The organism is Bradyrhizobium diazoefficiens USDA 110 (assembly GCF_000011365.1).
Taxonomy (GTDB): Bacteria; Pseudomonadota; Alphaproteobacteria; order Rhizobiales; family Xanthobacteraceae; genus Bradyrhizobium; species Bradyrhizobium diazoefficiens.
The window spans coordinates 7836725-7859436 of the sequence record NC_004463.1; the positions used below are offsets into that span (position 1 = coordinate 7836725).

The 22712-nt window shown below is 65.3% G+C and carries 18 protein-coding genes; 5 read left to right on the forward strand and 13 right to left on the reverse strand.

Annotation, left to right across the window (positions count from 1 at the left end):
- Positions 1 to 21: 21 nt before the first annotated feature.
- The 10 genes from BJA_RS36100 to BJA_RS36140 all read right to left on the reverse strand — a co-directional run bounded on the left by BJA_RS36100 (position 22) and on the right by BJA_RS36140 (position 12019).
- Entirely contained in the window at positions 22 to 1119 is a 1098-nt protein-coding gene (locus BJA_RS36100) for a calcium:proton antiporter (protein ID WP_011089858.1), read from the reverse strand.
- Positions 1120 to 1168: 49 nt separating this feature from the next.
- Positions 1169 to 2590 carry a sodium:proton antiporter gene (locus BJA_RS36105; protein WP_162494151.1) on the reverse strand — a complete coding sequence of 474 codons (1422 nt, stop codon included), beginning with the start codon at positions 2588 to 2590 and terminating at the stop codon, positions 1169 to 1171.
- A 10-nt stretch (positions 2591 to 2600) separates the two neighbouring features.
- Positions 2601 to 3398: an alpha/beta hydrolase gene (locus tag BJA_RS36110; RefSeq protein ID WP_011089860.1), complete on the reverse strand. Its 798-nt coding sequence runs from the start codon at positions 3396 to 3398 to the stop codon at positions 2601 to 2603.
- 22 nt (positions 3399 to 3420) lie between these two features.
- Positions 3421 to 3591: a hypothetical protein gene (locus tag BJA_RS42475; RefSeq protein WP_165448174.1), complete on the reverse strand. Its 171-nt coding sequence runs from the start codon at positions 3589 to 3591 to the stop codon at positions 3421 to 3423.
- A 19-nt stretch (positions 3592 to 3610) separates the two neighbouring features.
- Positions 3611 to 5008, reverse strand: a complete 1398-nt coding sequence (locus BJA_RS36115; RefSeq protein WP_011089861.1) for an NAD(P)(+) transhydrogenase (Re/Si-specific) subunit beta — start codon at positions 5006 to 5008, stop codon at positions 3611 to 3613.
- 39 nt (positions 5009 to 5047) lie between these two features.
- Complete coding sequence (locus tag BJA_RS36120; protein WP_011089862.1) at positions 5048 to 5365, reverse strand: proton-translocating transhydrogenase family protein; 318 nt, start codon at positions 5363 to 5365, stop codon at positions 5048 to 5050.
- Positions 5366 to 5376: 11 nt separating this feature from the next.
- Positions 5377 to 6504 (reverse strand): Re/Si-specific NAD(P)(+) transhydrogenase subunit alpha, encoded by a 1128-nt coding sequence (locus BJA_RS36125; protein WP_038965507.1) that lies wholly within the window; start codon positions 6502 to 6504, stop codon positions 5377 to 5379.
- Between the two features lie 137 nt (positions 6505 to 6641).
- A complete protein-coding gene (locus tag BJA_RS36130) occupies positions 6642 to 6794 on the reverse strand; it encodes an aa3-type cytochrome c oxidase subunit IV (protein WP_008136857.1) in 153 nt (50 codons plus the stop codon).
- Positions 6795 to 6935: 141 nt separating this feature from the next.
- On the reverse strand, positions 6936 to 9902 hold the full coding sequence (locus BJA_RS36135) for a cell division protein (RefSeq protein WP_011089864.1): 2967 nt from the start codon (positions 9900 to 9902) through the stop codon (positions 6936 to 6938).
- 149 nt (positions 9903 to 10051) lie between these two features.
- The gene (locus BJA_RS36140) at positions 10052 to 12019 is read right to left on the reverse strand and encodes a M3 family oligoendopeptidase (RefSeq protein WP_011089865.1); all 1968 of its coding nucleotides are present in this window, start codon (positions 12017 to 12019) and stop codon (positions 10052 to 10054) included.
- Positions 12020 to 12146: 127 nt separating this feature from the next.
- Between BJA_RS36140 and BJA_RS36145 the strand changes: the two genes are divergently transcribed.
- From BJA_RS36145 to BJA_RS36155, 3 genes are all read left to right on the forward strand, one after another.
- Positions 12147 to 13646: a sigma-54-dependent transcriptional regulator gene (locus BJA_RS36145; protein ID WP_011089866.1), complete on the forward strand. Its 1500-nt coding sequence runs from the start codon at positions 12147 to 12149 to the stop codon at positions 13644 to 13646.
- Between the two features lie 347 nt (positions 13647 to 13993).
- Entirely contained in the window at positions 13994 to 16201 is a 2208-nt protein-coding gene (locus BJA_RS36150; protein WP_011089867.1) for a L,D-transpeptidase family protein, read from the forward strand.
- A 272-nt stretch (positions 16202 to 16473) separates the two neighbouring features.
- A complete protein-coding gene (locus BJA_RS36155; protein ID WP_011089868.1) occupies positions 16474 to 18090 on the forward strand; it encodes a DUF882 domain-containing protein in 1617 nt (538 codons plus the stop codon).
- Positions 18091 to 18935: 845 nt separating this feature from the next.
- Here the strand turns inward: BJA_RS36155 and BJA_RS36160 are convergent.
- The 3 genes from BJA_RS36160 to BJA_RS36170 form a co-directional block, all read right to left on the reverse strand.
- Positions 18936 to 19361 carry a hypothetical protein gene (locus BJA_RS36160; protein WP_011089870.1) on the reverse strand — a complete coding sequence of 142 codons (426 nt, stop codon included), beginning with the start codon at positions 19359 to 19361 and terminating at the stop codon, positions 18936 to 18938.
- Between the two features lie 184 nt (positions 19362 to 19545).
- Positions 19546 to 19818: a DUF2312 domain-containing protein gene (locus BJA_RS36165; RefSeq protein ID WP_008136868.1), complete on the reverse strand. Its 273-nt coding sequence runs from the start codon at positions 19816 to 19818 to the stop codon at positions 19546 to 19548.
- Between the two features lie 245 nt (positions 19819 to 20063).
- The gene (locus tag BJA_RS36170; RefSeq protein ID WP_028173016.1) at positions 20064 to 20369 is read right to left on the reverse strand and encodes a DUF1244 domain-containing protein; all 306 of its coding nucleotides are present in this window, start codon (positions 20367 to 20369) and stop codon (positions 20064 to 20066) included.
- A gap of 166 nt (positions 20370 to 20535) precedes the next feature.
- Between BJA_RS36170 and BJA_RS36175 the strand changes: the two genes are divergently transcribed.
- Both BJA_RS36175 and pyk read left to right on the forward strand, forming a co-directional pair.
- Complete coding sequence (locus BJA_RS36175) at positions 20536 to 21135, forward strand: DUF1036 domain-containing protein (protein ID WP_011089872.1); 600 nt, start codon at positions 20536 to 20538, stop codon at positions 21133 to 21135.
- Entirely contained in the window at positions 21132 to 22568 is a 1437-nt protein-coding gene (pyk, locus tag BJA_RS36180) for a pyruvate kinase (RefSeq protein WP_011089873.1), read from the forward strand. Before BJA_RS36175 ends, pyk begins: the two co-directional genes overlap by 4 nt.
- Positions 22569 to 22712: the final 144 nt, after the last annotated feature.

Here is a 22712-nt window from a genome sequence, read left to right on the forward strand (position 1 = left end):
AACCAGAAGCGCGACCGCGCTTCAGGGCACGAAAACCATGAACACGTAGACGGCAAATACCACCATATGGACCAGCCCGAACAGGACATTGGTCCTGCCCGTGCCGAAGGTCAGCATGCTCAAAAAGAAGGTCAGGAGCAAAAGGACGCTGCCCTGGGCGCTGAGGCCGAGCTCGAGCTCCTTGTCGAAGGCATAGGTGGCGATGCCGACGGCCGGGATGGTGAGACCGATGGTCGCCAGCGAGGAGCCGAGGGCGAGGTTGATGCTCTTCTGGAGATCGTTCTTGCGGGCCGCCGCAATGGCCGAGACACCTTCGGGCATCAGGATCAGAAGCGCGACCAGAAGGCCGGCAAAGGCCGGCGGCGCGCCGATCCTTGCGGCCACGGCATCGACCACGAGCGAGAATTTCTTGGCCAGCAGCACGACTGCCAGGAGCGAGACCAGGAGCAGCCCCACGGTGAGCGCAAGCGCCCCGGCCGACGGGTGCGCCTCCCCGCCCTCGCCCTCCGCCCGTTCATGAACGAAGTAGTCCTTGTGCAGGACGGTCTGGGTGTAGAGAAACACCGCGTAGAGCGCGAGCGTCACCACGTCGACGAAGCCGAGCTGAACCGCCGAATAGACCGGGCCCGGCGTGGTGGTCGTGTAATTCGGCATGATCAGCGTGATGGTCGCGAGCGCGAACAGGACGCTGAGATAGACGTTGGCCCCGGAGAGCTGAAAACCCTGCTCGCGATAGCGCAGGCCGCCGATAAAGATGCAGAGCCCGACGAGACCGTTGCAGACGATCATGACCACGGCGAACACGGTGTCGCGCGCCAGTTCCGGCGCCGGCTTGTCGCCCAGCATGATGGTGGTGATCAGGGCCACCTCGATGATGGTCACCGAGAGCGTCAGCACCAGCGTGCCATAGGGCTCGCCGACCCGTTCGGCGATCACTTCGGCATGATGAACGGCGGCGAACACCGTGCCGAACAGGATGACCAGTAGGACGATCGCGAAGACGAGCCCGCCCAGCGAGAGCGTGAAGACGTAGCCCGTCGCACTGACGGCCGCAAACAACAGCACGGCCAGCGCCGGGAAGATCCAGGCCGACCGTGGCATCGGATTATGCGCGCTCATCCACCAGCTCCAGTTGTAGATCCGAGCAGTAGCAAATCGGCCGGCAGATTCAATGCCAGTGCAGGAACGGCGCGACCGGCAGGACGGTCAGCAGCAGGAACAGCGGGATCAGCACGGCGCCGGCGCGCAGGAGATAGCCGAAGAAGCTCGGCATCTCGACGCCGTTCTCGCGGGCGATGCTGGCGACCATGAAGTTCGGCGCATTGCCGATATAGGTGAGCGCCCCCATGTAGACCGCGCCCATGGAGATGGAGGCGAGCGTGCCCGAGAGCGCATGCATCAGCACCTGCGGGTCGCCGCCGGCGAGCTCGAAGAACAGCAGGTAGGTCGGCGCATTGTCGAGGAACGCCGACATCACACCCGTGAACCAGAAATAGGCGACCTCGCGCGGCGTTCCGTCCGGTGCCGTGACGGCGGACAAAAGCCAGGCGAAGGCGCCGTGGTGCCCGGCATCGAGCATGGCAATGACCGGGATGATGGCGACAAAGATGCCCGCGAACAGCTTTGCGACTTCGCGGATCGGCTCCCAGGTGAAGCCGTTGGCCTGCCTGTGCTCGTCCGGCGTCAGCCACACCGACAGCGCCGCAATGGCCAGCAGCGCCACGTTGCGGGCGATGTCTTCCAGCTCCAGCCTGGTTCCGAGAATGTCGAAGGCAATGCCGGGCTTCCACATCGCCGAGGCCAGCAGGCTCGCGACGATGGCTGCAATCAGCACGAGGTTGACGAGGCCGCGGATCCGCACCGGCTTCAAAGGACCCGTGTCGCCGGGCGGCGGCTCGCTCCTGAAACGCCAGACGTCGACGGCGACGAAGATGACGAGCAGCAGTCCGGCAACGATCGTCGTCTGCAGCCAGATGTTCCGCGTGGTCCAGAAGAAGTCGACGCCGTGCAGGAAGCCGACGAACAGCGGGGGATCGCCGAGCGGGCTCAGCGCGCCGCCGACATTGGCGACCAGGATGATGAAGAAGATGACGACATGAGCGTTGCGGCGCCGCGGCCGGTTGGCCCGGATCAGGGGGCGGATCAGGATCATCGCCGCCCCGGTGGTGCCGACGACGCTCGCCATCAGCGTGCCGAGCGCGAGGATGCCGGCATTCGCCGCCGGCGTGCCCCTGATGTCGCCCGTGATGAGAATGCCGCCGGCCACGACATAGAGCGAGAACAGCAGCACGATGAAGCCGAGATATTCGGCGAGCATGGCGTGGACGAGTGCGGCCAGCGTCGCCATGCCTCCTGCGAGCCAGACCAGCGAGCCGAGTGCCAGCAGTGACCAGGCCGCGGCGATCTTGCCGTAATGGTGGTGCCAGAACTTTGCAAACAGCAGCGGCCCGAGCGCGATCGACAGCAGGAGACCGGCAAAGGGCAGTGCATAGGGCCAGCGCATCGCCGCGCCGTCGAGTTCCATCGCGGCCCATGCCTGCTGCGGCAACAGCGCGAGGATCGCAGCGACGGACAGGTCGCCGCGCAGCATCACGAGCCGTCTAGGAAGCAATGAAGCGCTTTGCTGTTTCAATCGCACCGAAAGCATCAAGATTGTCGTGTCCGCCGCCCGCAAAGCGAACGAACTGCTTCGGTTCATGCGCGAGCGCGAACAGACGCTCTCCGAACATGATCGAAATGGCAAGGTCATTGGTGCCATGCATCACCAAGAGCGGCACCGTGACGCGCGCGATCCGCTCGTCGGAGCGAAACTGATCGCGCATCAGGAGGCGGACCGGAGCGAAGCGGAACGCCGCGGCAGCAACATCGACCGTCGAGGTGTACGGCGCCTCCAGGACCAGCTTGCGGACCGGATGTTCGGCGGCGATGGCGACCGCAACGCCCGTTCCGAGCGAGAAGCCCCAGGCGACGATTCGTTCCGCTGCATAGCGCGCCGTCGTGAAGGCGTAGGCGGCCGCGGCATCGCGCAGCAGGCCCTCCTCGCTCGGCGCGCCGGAGGAGCCGGCATAGCCGCGATAGGACAGCGCGACGAGGCCGGTGCCGTCGGCGGTCATCGCCTTGAAGCGGCTGACGCCGCCCGCGAGAAAATCGCCGTTGCCCGGAAAATACAGAATCACGGGGCGGCCGGGCCTGGCCGGCACGTGCCAGACGATGACCTTCTCGGCATCGGACGTGTTCAGGACGTGCTCTTCCGCCTCGGGCAGGCCGGCGGCATCCGGAGCGGTGCGACCGACGGGTGGGATCGGAAACAGCATCTCGCGCTGCCGGACATACAGCACGACGAGACCGGCGCAATAGACGGCCGCGAGCAGGATGGCGATCCACTTGACGATGGTCATGATGATGCGGCCGGTCTCCGGCTCAGGGCTTGCGCCGGCTCCGCAGCAATTTCATGACGTCGAGCCGGATGCTCGCGGGAACGTCGCGGCAGCCGCACGCCGCCGCATGCGCGGCGTGCCATTTGACGCGCTGCTCGCGCGTCGCTTTGGGTGGCATGCGATGGGACCGGTGCCATTCCTTGTTGATGGCCACGATCCGCTTCCCTCGCGGGCTACATCGCCTTGACGATGTTCTCGGTGACCTTCTTGGCGTCGCCGAGCAGCATCATGGTGTTGTCGCGGTAGAACAGCGGATTGTCGATGCCGGCATAGCCCGAGGCGAGCGAGCGCTTGATGAACATCACGGTGCCGGCCTTCCAGACCTGGAGCACGGGCATGCCGTAGATCGGGGAGGTCTTGTCCTCTTCGGCCGCCGGGTTGGTGACGTCGTTGGCGCCGATCACGAAGGCGATATCGGCCTGCGCGAACTCGGAGTTGATGTCCTCGAGCTCGAACACCTCGTCATAGGGCACGTTGGCTTCGGCCAGCAGCACGTTCATGTGGCCGGGCATGCGGCCGGCCACGGGGTGAATGGCGTATTTCACCTCGACGCCTTCCTTCTTCAGCATGTCGGCCATTTCGCGCAGCGCGTGCTGGGCCTGCGCCACCGCCATGCCGTAGCCGGGCACGATGATGACCTTGGAGGCGTTCTTCATGATGAAGGCCGCGTCATCCGCCGAGCCGAGCTTGGCGGGCTTCTGCTCGCCGGTGCCGCCGCCGGCGGCAGCCGTCTCGCCGCCGAAGCCGCCGAGAATGACCGAGATGAAGGACCGGTTCATCGCGTGGCACATGATGTAGGACAGGATCGCGCCCGAGGAGCCGACCAGCGCGCCGGTGATGATCAGCGCGGAGTTGCCGAGGGTGAAGCCGATACCAGCCGCGGCCCAACCGGAGTAGGAGTTCAGCATCGAGATCACGACCGGCATGTCGGCGCCGCCGATCGGGATGATCATGAGCACGCCGAGCGCCAACGCGAGGATAACGATCATCCAGAAGTCGAACGCGCTGCCGGTCAGCACGAGACCGACGATGAAGAACACCAGCGCCACGGCGAGCGCGATGTTGATGATGTGACGGAACGGCAGGATGATCGGCGCACCGCTCATCCGCGCGGACAGCTTCAGGAACGCGATCACCGAACCGGTGAAGGTCAGCGCGCCGATGGCGACGCCGAGCGACATTTCAACGAGGCTCTGGCCATGGATGTTGCCGGGCGTGCCAATGTCGAACGCTTCAGGCGCGTAGAACGCGCCGGCAGCGACCAGCACCGCGGCCATGCCGACCAGCGAGTGGAAGGCAGCGACCAGTTCCGGCATCGAGGTCATCGGCACGCGGCGCGCGATGACCGCGCCGATGGCGCCGCCGATGGCGATGCCGACGATGACCAGCACCCAGGCCAGGCCGTCAGCCGGCGGATGGTTGGCGAGCGTGGTGGCGACCGCGATCGCCATGCCGATCATGCCGAACAAATTGCCCTGGCGGGAAGAAGCCGGGCTCGACAATCCCCGCAGCGACAGGATGAACAGCACCCCCGCCACGAGATACAAGAATGCAGAGAGATTGGCGTTCATCTCAGGTCCCCATTGATCCCTTCAGCCCGAGGTGGCCGCTTACTTCGACTTCTTCTTGTACATCGCCAGCATGCGCTGGGTGACAAGGAAGCCGCCGAAGATGTTCACGCAGGCGAAGATCAGCGCCACGAAGCCGAAGGCGCGTGCCCAGCCCGAGCCGCTCGAGACGTTCGCGACGCCGCCGGCGAGCAGCGCACCGACCACGATCACCGAGGAGATCGCGTTGGTCACGCTCATCAGCGGCGTATGCAATGCCGGCGTCACCGACCACACCACGAAATAGCCGACGAAGACGGCGAGAACGAAGATCGACAGCCGGAAGACGAAGGGGTCGACGACCTGTGCTGCATGCTCCATGGCGGCTCTCCTTAGACCTTCGGCTGGAAGTTCGGGTGGATGACAGCGCCGTCCTTGGTCAGCGCGGTCGCCTTGACGAGTTCGTCGTCCCAATTCACGGCGAGCTTCTTCTCCTTCTTGTCGACCATGGTCTCGATGAAGGAGAACAGATTGCGCGCGTAGAGGCTGGAGGCCGAGGCCGCGACGCGGCCGGCGACGTTGGTGTAGCCGACGATCTTGATGCCATCGAGATCGACGACCTCGCCCGGCTTCGCGCCCTCGACATTGCCGCCGCGCTCGACCGCGAGATCGACCAGCACCGAACCCGGCTTCATCGACTTGACCATCTCGCCCGAGACGAGCTTGGGCGCCGGCCGGCCCGGAATCAGCGCCGTGGTGATCACGATGTCCTGCTTCTTGATGTGCTCGGCGGTGAGCGCGGCCTGCTTGGCCTGATACTCTTTCGACATTTCCTTGGCGTAGCCGCCCGCGGTCTGCGCGTTCTTGAACTCCTCGTCCTCGACGGCGAGGAACTTGGCGCCGAGCGATTCCACCTGCTCTTTCGTCGCGGGCCGTACGTCGGTCGCAGTGACGATGGCGCCGAGGCGGCGCGCGGTCGCGATCGCCTGGAGGCCGGCGACGCCGACGCCCATCACGAACACTTTCGCGGCGGGCACGGTGCCGGCGGCGGTCATCATCATCGGGAAGGCGCGGCCGAAGGCTTCGGCGCCCTCGATCACGGCGCGGTAGCCGGCAAGGTTGGCCTGCGAGGACAGCACGTCCATCACCTGCGCGCGCGTGATGCGCGGCATCAATTCCATCGCGAATGCGGAAACGCCGGCATCGGCCATCGCCTTCAGCGCGGCATCGTTACCGTAAGGGTCCATGATGGCGATGACGAGCGCCCCACGCTTGTATTGCGCAAGCTCCGATGCCTCGGGGCGCTTCACCTTGATGATGATGTCGGCGTCCTTCAGCGCGTCAGTGCTGACGGTGGCACCCACGGCGGTGAATTCGGAGTCCGGCAGCCCCGACTTGAGGCCGGCGCCCGGCTCGACGGCGATCTCGGCGCCGAGCGCTTTGAACTTCTTCACCGTATCAGGCGAAGCGGCAACGCGCGGCTCCGACGGATCGATTTCCTTGGCAACGGCGATCTTCATAGGCCCTCCGGCGGCGCGGGAAAAAGCGCGCACGCAAACTTAGCGTCACTCCCGCAACGTTGGATACCGGTTTTGGCACCGGTTTGAATGCAAATTTTATGGGCACCGACGGCGCTGTCGGTGCGGCAGACGATGGATCAGGTGAGGAAGATCGCCATCAGGATCACGATGAGCGCGACCGAGGCCGTGCCGTATTTCACCAGCTTGATGAAGCCCTCATAGGTCTGCTCGTGGGCAACGTAGTCGTTGCCGTCGGCAGTGGTGTACGCCACTTCGCTATGGTCAGCCATGGATTGTCCCCAGTCGAAAGTCGAATTCTGGGGCTGGGATACCTTAATCTTTCGGGCAGGGCAACGGCAGGCAAGCGCGGTTTTCCCGCAAATCAGGTCATTTGGAATTCCGATTGCCGGGAATTCGGGCTCTCGCGCCGCTCAGCCCTGATCGATCATCGTGGCGGTGACACTCACGGTCGGTCGCCGGGGCTCCGGAAGACCGAGCGCCGCGCGGACCGCGTCGATCGCCTTCTCGCCCGCCTCGGTAAATCGCGCCATGCGCGGATCCGTACCGGGACCGACCGCCACGGAATGGTCGCCGGCCAGGAAGCCATGGGTCATGTGGAACCCCAGCGCGCGATAGACCTCGAACTGCTCCTCCGAGAAGAACTGATCGCCGGTGGTCTCGTGGGGGAAGGTGTCGTTCCGCCGCGCATAGTCGCGGATGTAGTCGTTCTCGTCGCTGGAGAGCGAGGACTTGATATAGACGAGATAGCCCTTGTCATCGCCGCCATAGTCGATGCTGCCGATCGCCACATGAACGTGCGGAGCCTCGTCCGTGGCGCCGGAGGACGCTTGTGCGGACTTCCTGTCGGCGTTCTCCGCCATGATGGCGCGCGTGCGGTCGCGGATCGGCGTCCAGGGCAGATCGATCCGGACCCCGAGGTCGATGCGGGCATAGCGCTGCAGCTTCATCAGCGAGGCGAAATTCATCGGTGCGTCGGCTTCCGCGTCGACCGCGACGATCACCTTGCAGCGCCGGCGCAGCAGCTCGTAGACGCCGAGATTTTCGATGTGGCCGCCGTCGGTGAGATAAACGCCATCGCTGTTCTCGTAGAGACGGCCCGAGATTTCCGACCACAGGAACAGCGGCGTGGAGCGGCGCTGCGGCCGGGCTGTGGCCTCGACATAGCGCGGGTTGTTCAGCCAGTAGCCCAGCCGCACGTTCAACAGCGCGAGCGTCGGCGTCAGCGCCTTGATCGAGTTCGAGCCCATGTTCGACGACGCCGCCGCCCCGGAGATCGCCATAGCGGTGGCAAGGTCGAGGCTTTGCTCCAGACGCTCGACCGCCGGCGTCCTGGCGTACCGCGTCGCCTCGCTGCCGACATAGAGCGGCGAGAAGACGAAGAAGTCCGCATTGCGGCCGCGCCGGTTGGCGAAGTCCGACCCCTGGATGTTGAGCGCCGTGTTGATGAGATGATAGGGCGCCCGCAGCTTCGGCGCGGCCGGCCGATCGGTCGTCGTGGCACCGTCGTCCGCGACCACGAAAAGCTCGCTCAACTTCATGCGATCGAGCGGCTTGAAATCGCGCCCCTGGTCGAGGCTCGCCTCGGCGCGCGCGATATTGCCGTCTGCCGAGCGGCCGGGGTCGAACAGGAAAGCCTTGCTCAGCCGGTCGCGGTAGAGGCGGTGCAGCGAATTCGCATTCGGCGTCAGGGACCAGGAGATCGCAAACAGCAGCATGCCGACGAGCGCGTACAGGATCACCACGGGCAGGCTGTGCGCGTAGCCGGAGCCTCGATCCGTCCAATCGAATTGTCTTGCGACATTGCCCGCGGCAAATGCGAGCCACGCCGGAACGTGGGATACCGGCGTCAACCAGTCCGTCGTCGCCGTCGCTGCGGCAGCTTTTGGCGTGATCTCGGCCGAGAGGGTGCCGGCAGCCGCGTCGAACTCGATCTTGCCCGACAGGTTTGCCGACGCGGGCACAGTCGATTTATTGGCGGCGAGACAGCCCTTCTGCGCAATAACGGTCAGAGGCGCCTGGCATTTTTCGATCGGATCGTTGGCGATGCCCCAATAGGACAGATAGAGATAGGCGACCCAGATGATCAGCGGCAGCGCCAATCCCGCGATCCACAGCGCGACCTTGGCGATGATCGCGAGCACCAGCGAGCCCCATTGCGAGGATACGCTGTTGCCCTTCAGGAGTTCGGCGAACTGCTGCCTGAAGGCCGTGACGAATATGCCGATCGGCGCGGCAATCGCGGCGAGCGATTTGATCCAGGTGACGGCGACGCCGCCGACCGGCCCGCCGATCGTGTTGCTGTCGACGACATCGAACATCTGCAACAGCATGAAGGGCTGGAACTCGAAGAACGCGATCACGGCAAGCAGCACCAGGAAGGTCGCGCCGGCCGTCGGCCAATGCGAGCGAAACTCCTGGCGGTTCTCGGGACTTGCAAATGACTGCTTGAGCGCCCAGCCGAAGAACAGGCCGATGCCGATGATCGCCGTTGCCAGCGTCAGCGCGAAATTCCTGATCTGAAGGACGCGGGCGAAGTCGCACGCGATGCCAAGCAGGAACGCGATGCCCGCGGCATAGGTCAGGAAGACGGTTGGGCCGATGCCCCGTTCCGCGCGTGAGAGCAGATAGGCAATTCCACCGCAGGCAAGCAGCACCAGCGCAACGATCGCGCCGATGGCGGCGAAACCGAAACGGTCCGCGATCCAGCCGAAATGGTGCAGCTCACATTGCGGCGAAGCGCCGTCGGCAAGATCGACACCGAAGAAGTTCGCGACCGTCAGGCAGCTCCGCAGCGGGGTCGACCAGATGGTAACGGCGGCGAGCAGCAGCACCGCCGGCAGCGTCAGCCCGATATTGGCGATCAGGCCGCGCGCCACGATCGCAATCCCGGTCAGGAGATCGCGGAAGCCGGCCGGGACCAGGTAGTTGGAATAATTCCTGATGTGCCCGACCGACGGCGTGTCGCTGATCTCGCTGGCGGTTACGGTTTCCCCCGTCGGCCGCTCGCCGAACACAAAACGCCCTGTCACCGTCATGGTCGTGCTGAGCGAGGTGCCGATGTAGCCGCCACCCGATACGGTGGAGAGATAGTCGATCCGTCCGATCAGATCGTGGTGGTTCAGGGCCTGGAGCACGCCGAGACACATGGCCGAGGAGCGGATGCCGCCGCCCGACAAGGCGAGCCCGACGACGTCGAGCATCTGGCAGGCGACGATACCGTCGGGGTCGATTTGCCGCGCCTCCTCGCGGCGCGTGTTGATGGCCTCGATCTCGTCGCGCACGATCTGCTGATGCTTCTCGCACCAGGGCGTTTCCTCCTCGAAGGCTGCGGCGTTCCGTGCTGCGCCAGGTCGCGGGACCTGTCCCTGGTCGGGCATGCGAGCCTCTCCCGAGCAACAAAAAGCGATCGGCAATCAAGAGTTGAAAAAGTACATCAAGTATCTACAGGATTAGTCTCGCCTCCGGCGCGAACGTTCAACGCCGGCGCGGGAACCCGAGGCGGCCAGGCGCCCGCGCGCCCGACGCCTCAGCCCATCGCCTCCAGCTCGTCGATCATCCCGGCAATGACCGAAAGGCCGCCGTCCCAGAATTTGGGATCCTTGGCATCGAGCCCGAACGGCCGCAGCAGCTCGGAATAGTGCTTGGTGCCGCCGGCGGCGAGCATATCGAGATAGCGCTCGGCAAAGCCCTCGGCCGCGTTCTCGTAGACCGCGTAGAGCGAGTTCACCAGACAATCGCCGAAGGCATAGGCATAGACGTAGAACGGCGAATGGATGAAGTGCGGAATGTACATCCAGTAGTTCTCGTAGCCGGCCTTGATCTCGATCGCCGGCCCCAGGCTCTCGCCCTGCACCGACAGCCAGATCTCGCCGAGCCGCGTCGCGGTGAGCTCGCCGTTCTTGCGCTCGGTGTGGACCGCGCGCTCGAAGGAATAGAAGGCGATCTGCCGGACCACGGTGTTGATCATGTCCTCGACCTTGCCGGCGAGCAGCGCCTGGCGCTGCCTGGCGCTCTTGGTCTGCGCCAGGAGCCGCCTGAAGGTCAGCATCTCGCCGAACACGCTCGCGGTCTCCGCCAGCGTCAGCGGCGTCGGCGCCATCAGCGCGCCGTTCTTGGCCGCCAGCACCTGATGCACGCCATGGCCGAGCTCGTGGGCGAGCGTCATCACGTCGCGCGGCTTGCCCTGGTAGTTCATCAGCACGTAGGGGTGCGCCGACGGCGTGGTCGGATGCGAGAACGCGCCCGGCGCCTTGCCCGGACGCACCGGCGCGTCGATCCAGCGGTCGGTGAAGAAGCGCTCGGCGATGTCGGCCATTTTGGGCGAGAAGCCGCGATAGGCCGTCAGCACCATGTTGCGCGCATCAGGCCAGCCGATGACGTCCGTCGCCGCAAACGGCAGCGGCGCGTTGCGGTCCCAATAGGCCAGCCGCTTCTTGCCGAACCACTTTGCCTTCAGCGCGTAATAGCGATGCGACAGCTTTGGATAGGCCGCGCGCACCGAGGCCACCAGCGCATCCACCACCTCGCGCTCGACGCGGTTGTTCAGGTGGCGGGAATCCGCGACGTCCTTGAAGCCGCGCCAGCGGTCGGAGATGTCCTTGTCCTTGGCCAGCGTGTTGGTGATCAGCGCGAAAGTGCGCTCATTGGCCTTGAAGGTCTTCGCCAGCGCCTCCGCCGCGGTTTTGCGCTTGGCGCCGTCGCGGTCCTGCAACAAATTGAGCGTCGGCTCGATCGCGAGCTCCTTAGGCCCGACCTTGAAGCGCAGGCCGGAGATGGTCTGGTCGAACAGCCGGTTGAAGGCGGAATAGCCGGTCTGCGCCTTCTCCAGGAAAAGCTGCTCGAGCTTGTCGTCGAGCTGATAGGGCTTCTCCTTGCGCAGATCCTCGATCCAGGGACGGTAATGTGCGAGCTCCGGCGCCTGCATCGCACGGGTCAAAATATCGTCATCGACACGATTGAGCTCGAGCGCGAAGAACAGAAGATGGGTGGACGCCGCCGTCAGCCGCTCGGAGACATCGCCGTAAAACTTTGAAATCTTGGGATCAACGCTGTCGCCGGCATGGACGAGACCGGCATAGGAGCCGAGACGGCCGGCGAGATCGTCGATCGCCTCATAGCGTCGCACGGCCTCGGCGAGCCATTTTCCGCCATCTTCATTTGCTGTCCCTGTCGCGAGCTTGCCTTTGTAGTCGGTCTCGAACGCGACGCAATCGGCATCCATCCTTTCGAGATCGCGCGCCACTTCCGGCGCGTCGATCCCGGAATAGAGATCGGCGAGGTTCCATTCCGGAAGCCTGCCGGTCTTGCTCGCAGGCTTGGCTAGTGAAGACTTGGCGAGTGAAGACTTGGCGAGTGACGACTTGGAGGGCTTTGCCTTGACGATGGCTTTCTTGGCGGCGGATGTCCTGGTGTTCGGCTTGCGGAGAGCGGGTTTGCTGGGAGCGGGCTTCTTCAAGGCAGACTTTCCGAGAGCGGACTTGGAGCGCGAATTCATTTTGTGGGAAACCTGTGTTCAACAAGCGCGACGGCGGGCGGGGGCATCAAGGTTTAAGAGTGCGTTAATCGGCTTCGGCCAGAGTGCCCCGATTCGAGACAGATAGTAGTAGCGTGCGGGGAACACCATGGCTGCCAGTATTTTGATCGCCGACGACGACGCTGTAGCCCGCCGGCTGATCGAGAACATGGTGCAGAAATGCGGCTATGAGACGGTCGTCGTGGACTCCGGCGATGCCGCGATCGCCGCCCTCACCGCCCCCGATGCACCCGCTATCGACGGCGTCATCCTCGATCTCGTGATGCCCGGCCTCGACGGCATGGGCGTACTGGCGAAGATCCGCGAAGCCGGCCTCAGCGTGCCCGTCATCGTGCAGACCGCCCATGGCGGCATCGACAACGTGATCTCGGCGATGCGCGCCGGTGCTGCTGATTTCGTGGTCAAGCCGGTCGGCATGGAGCGGCTCCAGGTCTCGCTTCGCAACGCGCTCAACGCCTCCGCGCTGAAGGGCGAACTACAGCGCATCCGTCACAGCCGCGAGGGCCGGCTGACCTTCTCCGACATCATCACCCGCGCCGAGGCGATGGCCGGCGTGATGCGCACCGCGCAGAAGGCGGCGAACTCCTCGATCCCGGTGCTGATCGAGGGCGAGTCCGGCGTCGGCAAGGAGATGTTCGCGCGCGCCATCCATGGCAGCGGCGAGCGCAAGGCCAAGCCGTTCGTCGCGGTCAATTGCGGCGCGATCCCCGACAACCTCGTCGAGTCCATCCTGTTCGGCCACGAGAAGGGCGCCTTCACCGGCGCCACCGAACGCCACACCGGCAAGTTCGTCGAGGCTCATGGCGGCACGCTGTTTCTGGACGAGGTCAGCGAGCTGCCGCTGGCTGCGCAGGTCAAGCTGCTGCGCGCGCTCCAGGAAGGCGCGGTCGAGGCCGTCGGCGGCCGCAAGCCGGTGAAGGTCGATGTCCGCATCATCTCGGCAACCAATCGCAGGCTGCTGGAACGGGTGAAGCAGGGACATTTCCGCGAAGACCTGTTCTATCGCCTGCACGTGCTGCCGCTGACGATCCCCTCGCTGCGGACCCGGCGCGAGGACATCCCGCATCTGCTCCGGCATTTCCTGGCGCGCTTTGCCGCCGAGGAGAACCGCACCATCACCGGCATCAGCGGCGAGGCCGTGGCGCATCTCGCGCAACTCGACTGGCCCGGCAACATCCGCCAGCTCGAAAATGCGGTGTACCGCGCGGTGGTGATGAGCGAGGGCGACCAGCTTGGCCTTGGCGATTTCCCGCTGCTCGCCTCGCAGCCGTATCCCGCAACCGAGATTCCGACCGCGCCGCTGATGCTCGAGCCGATCGCGGCGCCTTCCGTTGTGTCGTCGGGTAGCGAAATACCGATTGCGCCGCTCCCCTCGGTGGGAACTCTTCCCATGCTGACCGCGACCGGCGACGTCCGCCCGCTGGAGGACATGGAGAACGAGATCATCCGCTTCGCGATCTCGCATTACCGCGGGCAGATGTCCGAGGTCGCCCGCCGCCTCAAAATCGGCCGGTCCACGCTCTATCGAAAACTCGACGAGGCCGGGGTTCCCGGACATGGCGGGAAAAGCGGCGAGGAGACGCACTGAGCCTCATGCGAACGGAGGTTCGCGCGACGGCGCGAGGCGACTGTAAGCCGTTCGCATGACGACAGAATTCGACTGCGATTTGAACCGTGACCTGGAAGTGACAGACAGAGGGAAAAGCGCGCGGCAAAGGCGCACAATCCGTTGCCAAGAGGCTCCCTTGAAGTCAGTTTGTCGTGAGTTGTCCCGGGTAGCGCTGGCTGCAAAATCGGGGCCTGTATATCGTCTGCGTATGAATCGTTGCGTGCAGGCGTGCAACTTTCGAGAGGCCGGCGCGGTTTAGCCGAAGCTCAATTAGGCGATAACAAAGCTGTTCCACGAGGGACAGTTCACCCGAGGGGTGCGACACAATGCGTGACTGTTTGAACCACCGTGCAGGCTTTGACCGTGTCTTGATGACGGTCGCAGCAACCTTCCTCACGGTGTCGGCCAGCTCGGCCCTGGCGCAGGATCAGGCGCGCAGCAGCGCCGCCGAGCTCGCGATCGAAGCCGCGATCCCGCGCCCCGAGCCCGCCAACGTCCCGCCCCCGACTGCCTCCGACATCAAGCTCGACGCCACCGCCACGGTCCAGGACTCCGCGAAGGAGCCGGCCAAGGAACCCGTGAAGGCCGAAGCCGCTCCCGCGCCGGACAAGGTTGAGACCAAGCCGTCCGACGTCGCCACCACGCCCGCCACCGAGGCGCCGAAGAGCGAGACGGCTAAAACGGAGCCCGCGACGACCGAGCCCGCCAAATCTGAACCAGCAAAGGCCGACACTGCGACGACCGCGCCGGCTGCGCCTGCGGCTCCCGCCACCGCAGCGGCTCCTGCCGCCGAGCCGGTCAAGGCTGCGAGCAGCGTGCCCGCCGCCGACCAGCCGGTCGCCGACAAGCTGAAGGATATCATCGGCGCCAAGACCTCGCGCCATTTCGACCGCAAGAACGAGCGCGCGGCGATCGAGAAGTTCTACGGCGCCCGCGACTTCGCGCCGGTGTGGACGCAAGCCGGCAGCCTGACCGCCGCGGCCAAGGGCGTGATCGCGCGGCTGAAGGATGCAGCCTCCGACGGCCTCAATCCGACCGATTATCCGGTGCCGGATTTCGCCGCCGCCACGACCCCCGATGCGCTCGCCGACGCCGAGCTCAAGCTCACCGCCAGCATGTTCGACTATGCGCGCCAGGCCCAGAGCGGCCGCATGCACTGGTCGCAGGTCAGCGCCGACATCCTCTATCCCGAGCATCCGGTCGACCCGAGCGAGGTGCTCGCCAAGGTCACGACCGCGGCTGACGCCTCCGCGGCGCTCGACAGCTACAACCCGCCGCAGAAGCTCTACAAGGAGCTGAAGGCGAAGCTCGCGGAGCTCCGCGGCCAGGGCAGCGGCCCGGTGATCGAGATCGCCGACGGCCCGGCGTTGAAATACACCCCCGCCGGCAAGAAGCAGGCTGAAATCGTCGTCGAGGATCCGCGCGTGCCGCAGCTTCGCGCCAAGCTCGGCATCACCGAGAATGCGAGCGACACCCGCTATGACGCCGCGGTCGCGGAAGCCGTGCGCAAATTCCAGAACGGCGCCGAGATCAAGGCGACCGGCATCCTCGACGACAAGACGGTCAAGGCGCTCAACACCCCGAAGCGCGACAAGCAGATCGACACGGTGCTGGTGAACATGGAGCGCTGGCGCTGGCTGCCGCGCGACCTCGGCGTGCCCTCGCTGGGCGATGCCTATGTCATCCTCAACATTCCCGACTACACGCTGAAGGTGATGCAGCGCGGCCAGCCGGTCTGGACCACCCGCGTCGTCACCGGCAAGCCGGGCCAGCACGCGACGCCCCTGCTCACCGAAACGATGAAGTACATCACGGTCAACCCGACCTGGAACGTGCCGCCGTCGATCGTCTACAACGAATACCTGCCGGCGCTTCAGCAGGACCCGACCGTGCTTCAGCGCATGGGACTCAAGCTCGAACAGAACCGCGACGGCTCCGTGCACATCTCGCAGCCGCCGGGTGAAGCCAACGCGCTCGGCCGCATCCGCTTCAACTTCCCGAACAAGTTCCTGGTCTATCAGCACGACACGCCGGACAAGAACCTGTTCGCCAAGGAAGACCGCGCCTTCAGCCACGGCTGCATGCGTGTGCAGAACCCGGATCAGTACGCCTCCGTTCTGCTCAACATCGCCATGCCGAACGAGAAGTACACGCCGGAGCGCGTGCGCAGCATGTACGGCAAGAGCGAGATCGACCTGAAATTCCCGACCCCGATTCCGGTCAACATCACCTATCAGACCGCGTTCGTGGACGATGCCGGCAAGCTGCAATTCCGCAAGGACGTCTACGGCCGCGACTCGACCATGATCAACATCCTGAAGAACAGTCGCGGCAAGGATCTCGAGAATATCGTCGCGCACTCCCAGCCGAGCTATTCGCGCCCGGCAACGACGCTGCCCTCGGGCGTGGCAGTGGCCAACAATGGCGGCGGCTTCGGCTCGTCCGGTCCGAACTTCTTCGAGCGGCTGTTCGGCGCCCCGACCCCGCCGCCGACTCCGGTCGGCCGCAGGCCGCAGCGGGTGTTTACCCGCTGAGCCGGGCCCGGCCGCTCGCTTCCTGAAATTCTGCAATAAAATCAACGCCCCCGTCCCCTGGATGGGGGCGTTTCGCGTTAACCATTCTCGACCCGGACCCCGGGCAGCGGGCGTTTTTTTGCCACACTCAACCGGTTAGGTTTGTATTCTGACTTGGTTTGGGGGCGGGAAGGTCAACCTCGAATTAACCTTCTCGCTTTAATAAAGCGTTCATCCTCTTTCTCGCGCTAACGGGGTTGGCGGGAGAGTCCATTTGAACGCTCGTCGACTGGGTGGGCTCATACGTGCTGACTGGTCTTGCACGCCAATTCGCTGTGCTGTCGTTGTCCCATGCGGGAGTGAAGGCCGGATCCCGGATCGGCCTCGCCTCCGTATTGCTGCTGGCTGCCGCCGGCTCGGTCCATAACGCCGCCGCGCTGAACGAGACCAAGACGCTCTCCTTCCACCACACCCATTCCGGCGAAGACCTCACCGTCACCTTCAAGCGCGACGGCCGCTACGACGACGCGTCGCTGAAGCAGCTCAACCACTTCCTCCGCGACTGGCGCACCCAGGACGAGACGGTCATGGACCGTCACCTGTTCGACATCCTCTGGGAAGTCTATCGCGACGTCGACGGCAAGCAGCCGATCCAGATCATCTCCTCCTACCGCTCCCCCGCCACCAACGCGATGCTCCGCCGCCGTTCCTCCGGTGTGGCGCGCTTCAGCCAGCACATGCTGGGGCATGCGATGGACTTCTACATTCCGGGCGTGCCGCTGGAGCAGATCCGTTTCGCCGGCCTGCGCCTCCAGCGCGGCGGTGTCGGCTTCTACCCGACCTCCGGCTCGCCCTTCGTGCATCTGGACACCGGCAGCATCCGGCACTGGCCGCGCATGACACATGACCAGCTCGCCCGCGTCTTCCCGGACGGAAAAACGGTGCATCTGCCGACCGACGGCACGCCGCTGAAGGGCTATGAGCTCGCCAAGGCCGAGATCGAGCGCCGCGGCAACGGTGACGACGGTGCCAGCAAGCCGAACTTCTTTGCCGCCCTGTTCAAGAGCAAGTCGGCGCCGGCAGCCAGCAGCAGCGACGAGGATGACGAGGGCGCACCAGCCCCGGCCGCCAAGCCCGTGGCGCCCACCGTGGTCGCCGCTGCGGCCAAGCCGGCCGATCCGGTGCCGACGCCGCGCGCCAAGCCGCAGGTCGCCGCCACGCTGCAGCTCGCCTCGGCCGATGCGCAGATCGTTGCGCCGCCCAAGCCGAAGCCGGCGCCCGTGGCTGACAAGCCGGCGGCCGGCAAGCCTGAAACCCCGGCCGACATCATCAATGCCCGCGGCTTCTGGGACACTCCGGCGACGCCGCAGCAGGCGACACCAGCGCAGATCGCCGCGCTGAAGGCCCGCCAGGCGCTTGCCGCCGCGACCGATCCGCAGCCCACCGCCAGCGTCTCCAACGCAACTCTTCAGGCGCTGGCTTACGCACCGGCCGCCTCCCCGGTCGATCGCGCCAACGTCGTTGCCGCTTCCGCGCCGATCCCGCGCTCGGCCCGTCCCGCCGCCGCGTCCCGCAGCGGCGCCCAGGCAACCGAGATCAACACGGTGGTCGGCAAGAGCGTCGACGGCATGGTCGCAACCGCGACCCGGCTCTCCGCGGCCAAGGGCGAGAGCATCTGGCTCAAGATCGTGATGCTGTCGCCGAGCGCCAGCCGCGCGATGTCGGTGACGCTGATGGGCGAGCTCGATATGACCGCGCTGCGCGGCTATTTCGTCAAGCCGCAGGCCGTGATCGCCATGGGCTTCACCGACGATCCGATGCAGGGCCTGTCCTGCGACAGCTTCTCGGGCAGCGCCACCGCGAAGCTCGATACGACCTCCTTCGTCGTTCGCACCGCCGCGTTGCGCTGAGGCGGTATTTCCACGAACACAATGTCGTGGCCCGGATGGTGCGCGCGCACTGGGTTTACTTGTCCGTGACGACAGATGAACGGATTCTGCCCAAGCCTGGTGCGCATATGCACTAAGGAGGATTCCCCCACTTCCAACGGGTAATCACCCGGTATCGCTGCGCATTCCAAACGCGCATTATGGCAGTGCGCGAAAAACCCGGAAGGGAGCGTGCGATGTCAGTTCCATGCAAGTCTGAGCTCAGCCTTCTGAACCAGGACGAGCGCGAAGTCATATTGAATACGCACCATCCCGTGGTTGGAGAGATGGGGCGCGATGGACTTGAGGGCCTTCGCGACCGGCTACGGGACCTGCGCGACAGGGAGCGTACATTGTCGCGGCATCGACGCCGCGAAACAAAGGGGACGACCGACCCGCGCGGCAAGAGTTTCTCCGGAACGGCAGAGCACGCAAACCGGCTCCAATCGGTCTTCGCTGCCGCCATCAAGCGCGTCAAGAACGAGCTGAGGCGCATCCGAAAGTTTGAGGCACGACGAGAGCTCGGGGAAGCGGCGCGACGGGCGCTGGCACTTCGTCGGACACGTCAGTTTTCCCGACCGCAGACGACCCCAACTTCGCATGACGGCATGCGGCCCATCCCAAGCCGTCGCCGGATCAAGAAACTTCCGCCGGAAAAATCGGAAGGGTCTCGCAGGCCAACAAGCGGGCGCAGGCGGGACGAGACTCCAAACGCGGACGCGGCAATTGAGACGAGACCGACAATCCTGCCGATAGAGGCTGCGCGCCGGACCGGCGCAACGGCGTGCTCGCCATTTCCAAGACTATAGTGTCGAAACCCGCAGCTTCTATCTCGCTTTCCTGACCCGCCGATCCAGATGATACGTCAGCGCCAGCGAGAGACAGACGGTGAGCTGCTGCTTCGGAAGCGCGCCGGATACCGGCAACAGCAACGCCCTCGTCTGCCGATACTCGAACTGATCGGGAAAGCGCTCGCGGAACGTATCGACCAGCGTCGTCCTGCAGTTGACGAGAATGGCGGCGCGATCGGAGTCCTTCACGCGCCCGAGCCGGATCGTAGAGCCGCTGCCGGTCTCATCGGTCAGATAAGCGGGTTCGCCCCATTTCAGCGTTTCGGTGAGCGGGCCGACGTCGTCATGCGCCGCAGCGGTCGCAAAGATCAGCGCACGCACCTGAAGCAGCCGCTTGCCGATCGGCGCCGGAAGAGCGTCGAAGGCACGGCTCACCTCGCGCGGTAGCGGCGGCGCAGTCACGGCGTTTCCCTCGATGGACCCACGACACTGGTGTCGTCCTGGCGAAAGCCAGGACCCATACCGCGGAATCTATCGATGAAGCGCGGTACCAATCCCGCACGACGATAATGCAACTGCCGGCCTTCGCAATAACCACGGCCTGTGGCTATGGGTCCTGGCTCTCGCCAGGACGACAGTACAGACCTCAGATCATTCCCAGCGCCTGCATGTAGGTCTCGAGAATGGTCTCGGCCTCGGCGCGCTCGTTGGGATCCTGCTTGCGCATCCGCACGATGGTGCGCAGCGCCTTGACGTCGTAGCCGTTGCCCTTGCTCTCGGCATAGACGTCACGAATGTCGTCGGAGATCGCCTTCTTCTCTTCCTCCAGCCGCTCGATGCGCTCGATGATGGATTTGAGCTGGTCCTTGGCAAATTTCGTCGCGGGCTCGTCGTCGCGAACGGCGGCGGAGGTGGCCATCTTGGTACTCCCAATGAAACTGGCAAAACGAGGTGACGCCGGCATCCCTCACCGCGCGTGCTGCCTGAACCCTTAGGGTTCGTGCCCCCCGCGTTCAAGCAAGCATCGCGCTCGTCCACAGCGCGCCCACAGGAGATGAGAAGATACTGGAGATTGTCGTCATTCCGGGGCGCCCGAAGGGCGAACCCGGAATCTCAAGATTCCGGGTTCGATGCTGCGCATCGCCCCGGAATGACGGAGAAAGACTAGTGCCCGTGAGGGTGGACCTTCTTCATCGCCTCGATCTGCTCGGGCGTGGCCGTGCCCTGGTGCTTCGCCTTCCAGGTCTCATAGGGCATGCCGTAGACGGCCTCCCGGCTCTCGTCCTTGCTCAAGGCGACGCCCTGGGCGTCGGCTGCGTCCTTGAGCCAGTTGGACAGGCAGTTGCGGCAGAAGCCCGCCAGATTCATCAGGTCGATATTCTGGACGTCCGTCCGTTCCCGCAAATGGTCGACCAGGCGCCGGAAAGCGGCCGCTTCGAGTTCCGTTCTGGTTTTGTCGTCGATTGCCATCACTGAATCCCTTGGCTACCCCTGATGTCGTCACCCTTACGGGATCAGGTGGGGTCCTGTCACAGATTTTGCCATATCGCGGCGCAAACGGGCCCCGGGCCGCCTCTCGCGGCAGTTCCCCGGCCCTACGCCAAATCGTCAATCATCTGGTATACGTTCCGCGACAATGATCGCCGAATCTCCCCGTTCCCCGTTTCGCCTGCTCGCCCGGTTGGTCCCGGTGCTGGCGATTGCCGTGCTGTGCCTCTGGACGAGCCCCGCCTCCGCCGATTTCCGCCTCTGCAACAACACCTCGAGCCGGGTCGGCATTGCGCTCGGCTACAAGGACGCCGAGGGCTGGACCACCGAGGGCTGGTGGAACATCTCCTCCCGCTCCTGCGAGACCCTGCTGCGGGGAACGCTGGTCGCCCGCTACTATTACATCTACGCGATCGACTATGACCGCGGCGGCGAATGGTCGGGCCAGGCCTTCATGTGCTCGCGCGACAAGGAATTCACCATCCGCGGCACCGAGGATTGCCTGGCGCGCGGCTATGACCGCACCGGCTATTTCGAGGTCGATACCGGCGAGCAGCGCGCCTGGACGGTGCAGCTCACCGATGCCAACGAGCAGCCGGCACAGCCGCGCCTGCCTGGCATGCCCGGCCCGGTTGGCCCGGGTGGCGGCGTTCCGGGTTTGCCCAATGGCCCGCCCGGTGCTACGCCCCCGGGCTCGCCCGGCCTGCCACCGGCCGCAGCTCCCCCTCCGCCTGGGAATAAGCCATGAGGCGTCTTCGCCGTATCAAGATTCTCGCGACCCTTGGACCTGCCTCTTCGGACCTCGCGATGATCCGCCGCCTGTTCGAGGCCGGCGCCGACCTGTTCCGCATCAACATGAGCCACACCCCGCATGACAAGATGCGGGAGCTGGTGGCGACGATCCGCAATGTCGAGAGCAGCTACGGCCGGCCGATCGGCATCCTGGTCGACCTTCAGGGACCGAAGCTCAGGCTCGGCGCCTTCGCCGAAGGCTCGGTCCAGCTCCAGAACGGCCAGACCTTCACGCTCGATTCCGACAAGGCGCCGGGCGATGCCACGCGCGTCAATCTCCCGCATCCGGAGATCCTCGCCGCGCTGCGGCCCGGCCATGCGCTGCTGCTGGACGACGGCAAGGTCCGGCTGATCGCGGAGGAGACCTCGAAAGAGCACGCGGTGACGCGCGTCGTGGTCGGCGGACGGATGTCCGACCGCAAGGGCGTCAGCCTGCCCGACACCGACCTGCCGGTCTCGGCGATGACGCCGAAGGACCGCGCCGACCTCGAGGCGGCGCTGGTCACCGGCGTCGACTGGATCGCGCTGTCCTTCGTGCAGCGCGCCGACGACGTGATCGAGGCCAAGAAGATGATCCGCGGCCGCGCCGCTGTCATGGCCAAGATCGAGAAGCCGCAGGCGATCGACCGCCTCGCCGACATCATCGAGGCCTCCGACGCGCTGATGGTGGCGCGCGGCGATCTCGGTGTCGAGCTGCCGCTGGAGCGCGTGCCGAGCCTCCAGAAGCAGATGACGCGCATGGCGCGCCGCGCCGGCAAGCCGGTGGTGATCGCGACCCAGATGCTGGAATCGATGATCCAGTCGCCGGTGCCGACACGCGCCGAGGTCTCGGACGTCGCCACCGCCGTCTATGAAGGCGCCGACGCCATCATGCTGTCGGCGGAATCGGCGGCCGGAAAATTCCCGGTCGAGGCGGTCTCGACCATGAACCGCATCGGCGAAGAGGTCGAGCGCGACCCGATTTATCGGTCCGTGCTGACCGCGCAGCGCCCCGCGCCGGAATCCACCGCAGGCGACGCCATCGCGGACGCCGCCCGCCAGATCGCCGAGACGCTCGACCTGCCGGCCCTGATCTGCTGGACCAGCTCGGGCTCGACCGCGGTGCGCGTCGCGCGCGAGCGGCCGAAGCCGCCGATCGTGGCGATCACGCCGAACATCGCGGCCGGACGCCGGCTGGCGGTGGTCTGGGGCGTGCATTGCGTGGTGGCGGAAGATGCGCGCGACCAGGACGACATGGTGAGCCGCGCCGGCCAGATCGCGTTCCGCGACGGCTTCGTCCGCGCCGGCCAGCGCGTGATCATCGTCGCCGGCGTGCCGCTCGGCATTCCCGGCACCACCAACATGGTGCGCATCGCCTCCGTCGGCCCCGAGGGCGGCGCGGATATCTAGGTCCGCGGGCGCCCGGCAAGCAAAAACGTCGAAAACAACCCCATGCACAGTAGCCGGCCTGTCCGGCGTGCCTGCTCGGCTTTTTCGAAAAGGCGCGCTCTGACAACGGCCTGAGCGCGATCAGGCCCCCGGCCTTGGTCGCGC

Coding starts and splice junctions, on each gene's coding strand:
- BJA_RS36175 (WP_011089872.1), top strand. CDS start 20,536: ATGATCGCCGAATCTCCCCGTTCCCCGTTTCGCCTGCTCGCCCGGTTG.
- BJA_RS36165 (WP_008136868.1), bottom strand. CDS start 19,818: ATGGCCACCTCCGCCGCCGTTCGCGACGACGAGCCCGCGACGAAATTT.
- BJA_RS36170 (WP_028173016.1), bottom strand. CDS start 20,369: ATGGCAATCGACGACAAAACCAGAACGGAACTCGAAGCGGCCGCTTTC.
- BJA_RS36100 (WP_011089858.1), bottom strand. CDS start 1,119: ATGAGCGCGCATAATCCGATGCCACGGTCGGCCTGGATCTTCCCGGCG.
- BJA_RS36130 (WP_008136857.1), bottom strand. CDS start 6,794: ATGGCTGACCATAGCGAAGTGGCGTACACCACTGCCGACGGCAACGAC.
- BJA_RS36115 (WP_011089861.1), bottom strand. CDS start 5,008: ATGAACGCCAATCTCTCTGCATTCTTGTATCTCGTGGCGGGGGTGCTG.
- BJA_RS36105 (WP_162494151.1), bottom strand. CDS start 2,590: ATGCTGCGCGGCGACCTGTCCGTCGCTGCGATCCTCGCGCTGTTGCCG.
- BJA_RS36150 (WP_011089867.1), top strand. CDS start 13,994: ATGCGTGACTGTTTGAACCACCGTGCAGGCTTTGACCGTGTCTTGATG.
- pyk (WP_011089873.1), top strand. CDS start 21,132: ATGAGGCGTCTTCGCCGTATCAAGATTCTCGCGACCCTTGGACCTGCC.
- BJA_RS36140 (WP_011089865.1), bottom strand. CDS start 12,019: ATGAATTCGCGCTCCAAGTCCGCTCTCGGAAAGTCTGCCTTGAAGAAG.
- BJA_RS36125 (WP_038965507.1), bottom strand. CDS start 6,504: ATGAAGATCGCCGTTGCCAAGGAAATCGATCCGTCGGAGCCGCGCGTT.
- BJA_RS36135 (WP_011089864.1), bottom strand. CDS start 9,902: ATGCCCGACCAGGGACAGGTCCCGCGACCTGGCGCAGCACGGAACGCC.
- BJA_RS36145 (WP_011089866.1), top strand. CDS start 12,147: ATGGCTGCCAGTATTTTGATCGCCGACGACGACGCTGTAGCCCGCCGG.
- BJA_RS36120 (WP_011089862.1), bottom strand. CDS start 5,365: ATGGAGCATGCAGCACAGGTCGTCGACCCCTTCGTCTTCCGGCTGTCG.
- BJA_RS36110 (WP_011089860.1), bottom strand. CDS start 3,398: ATGACCATCGTCAAGTGGATCGCCATCCTGCTCGCGGCCGTCTATTGC.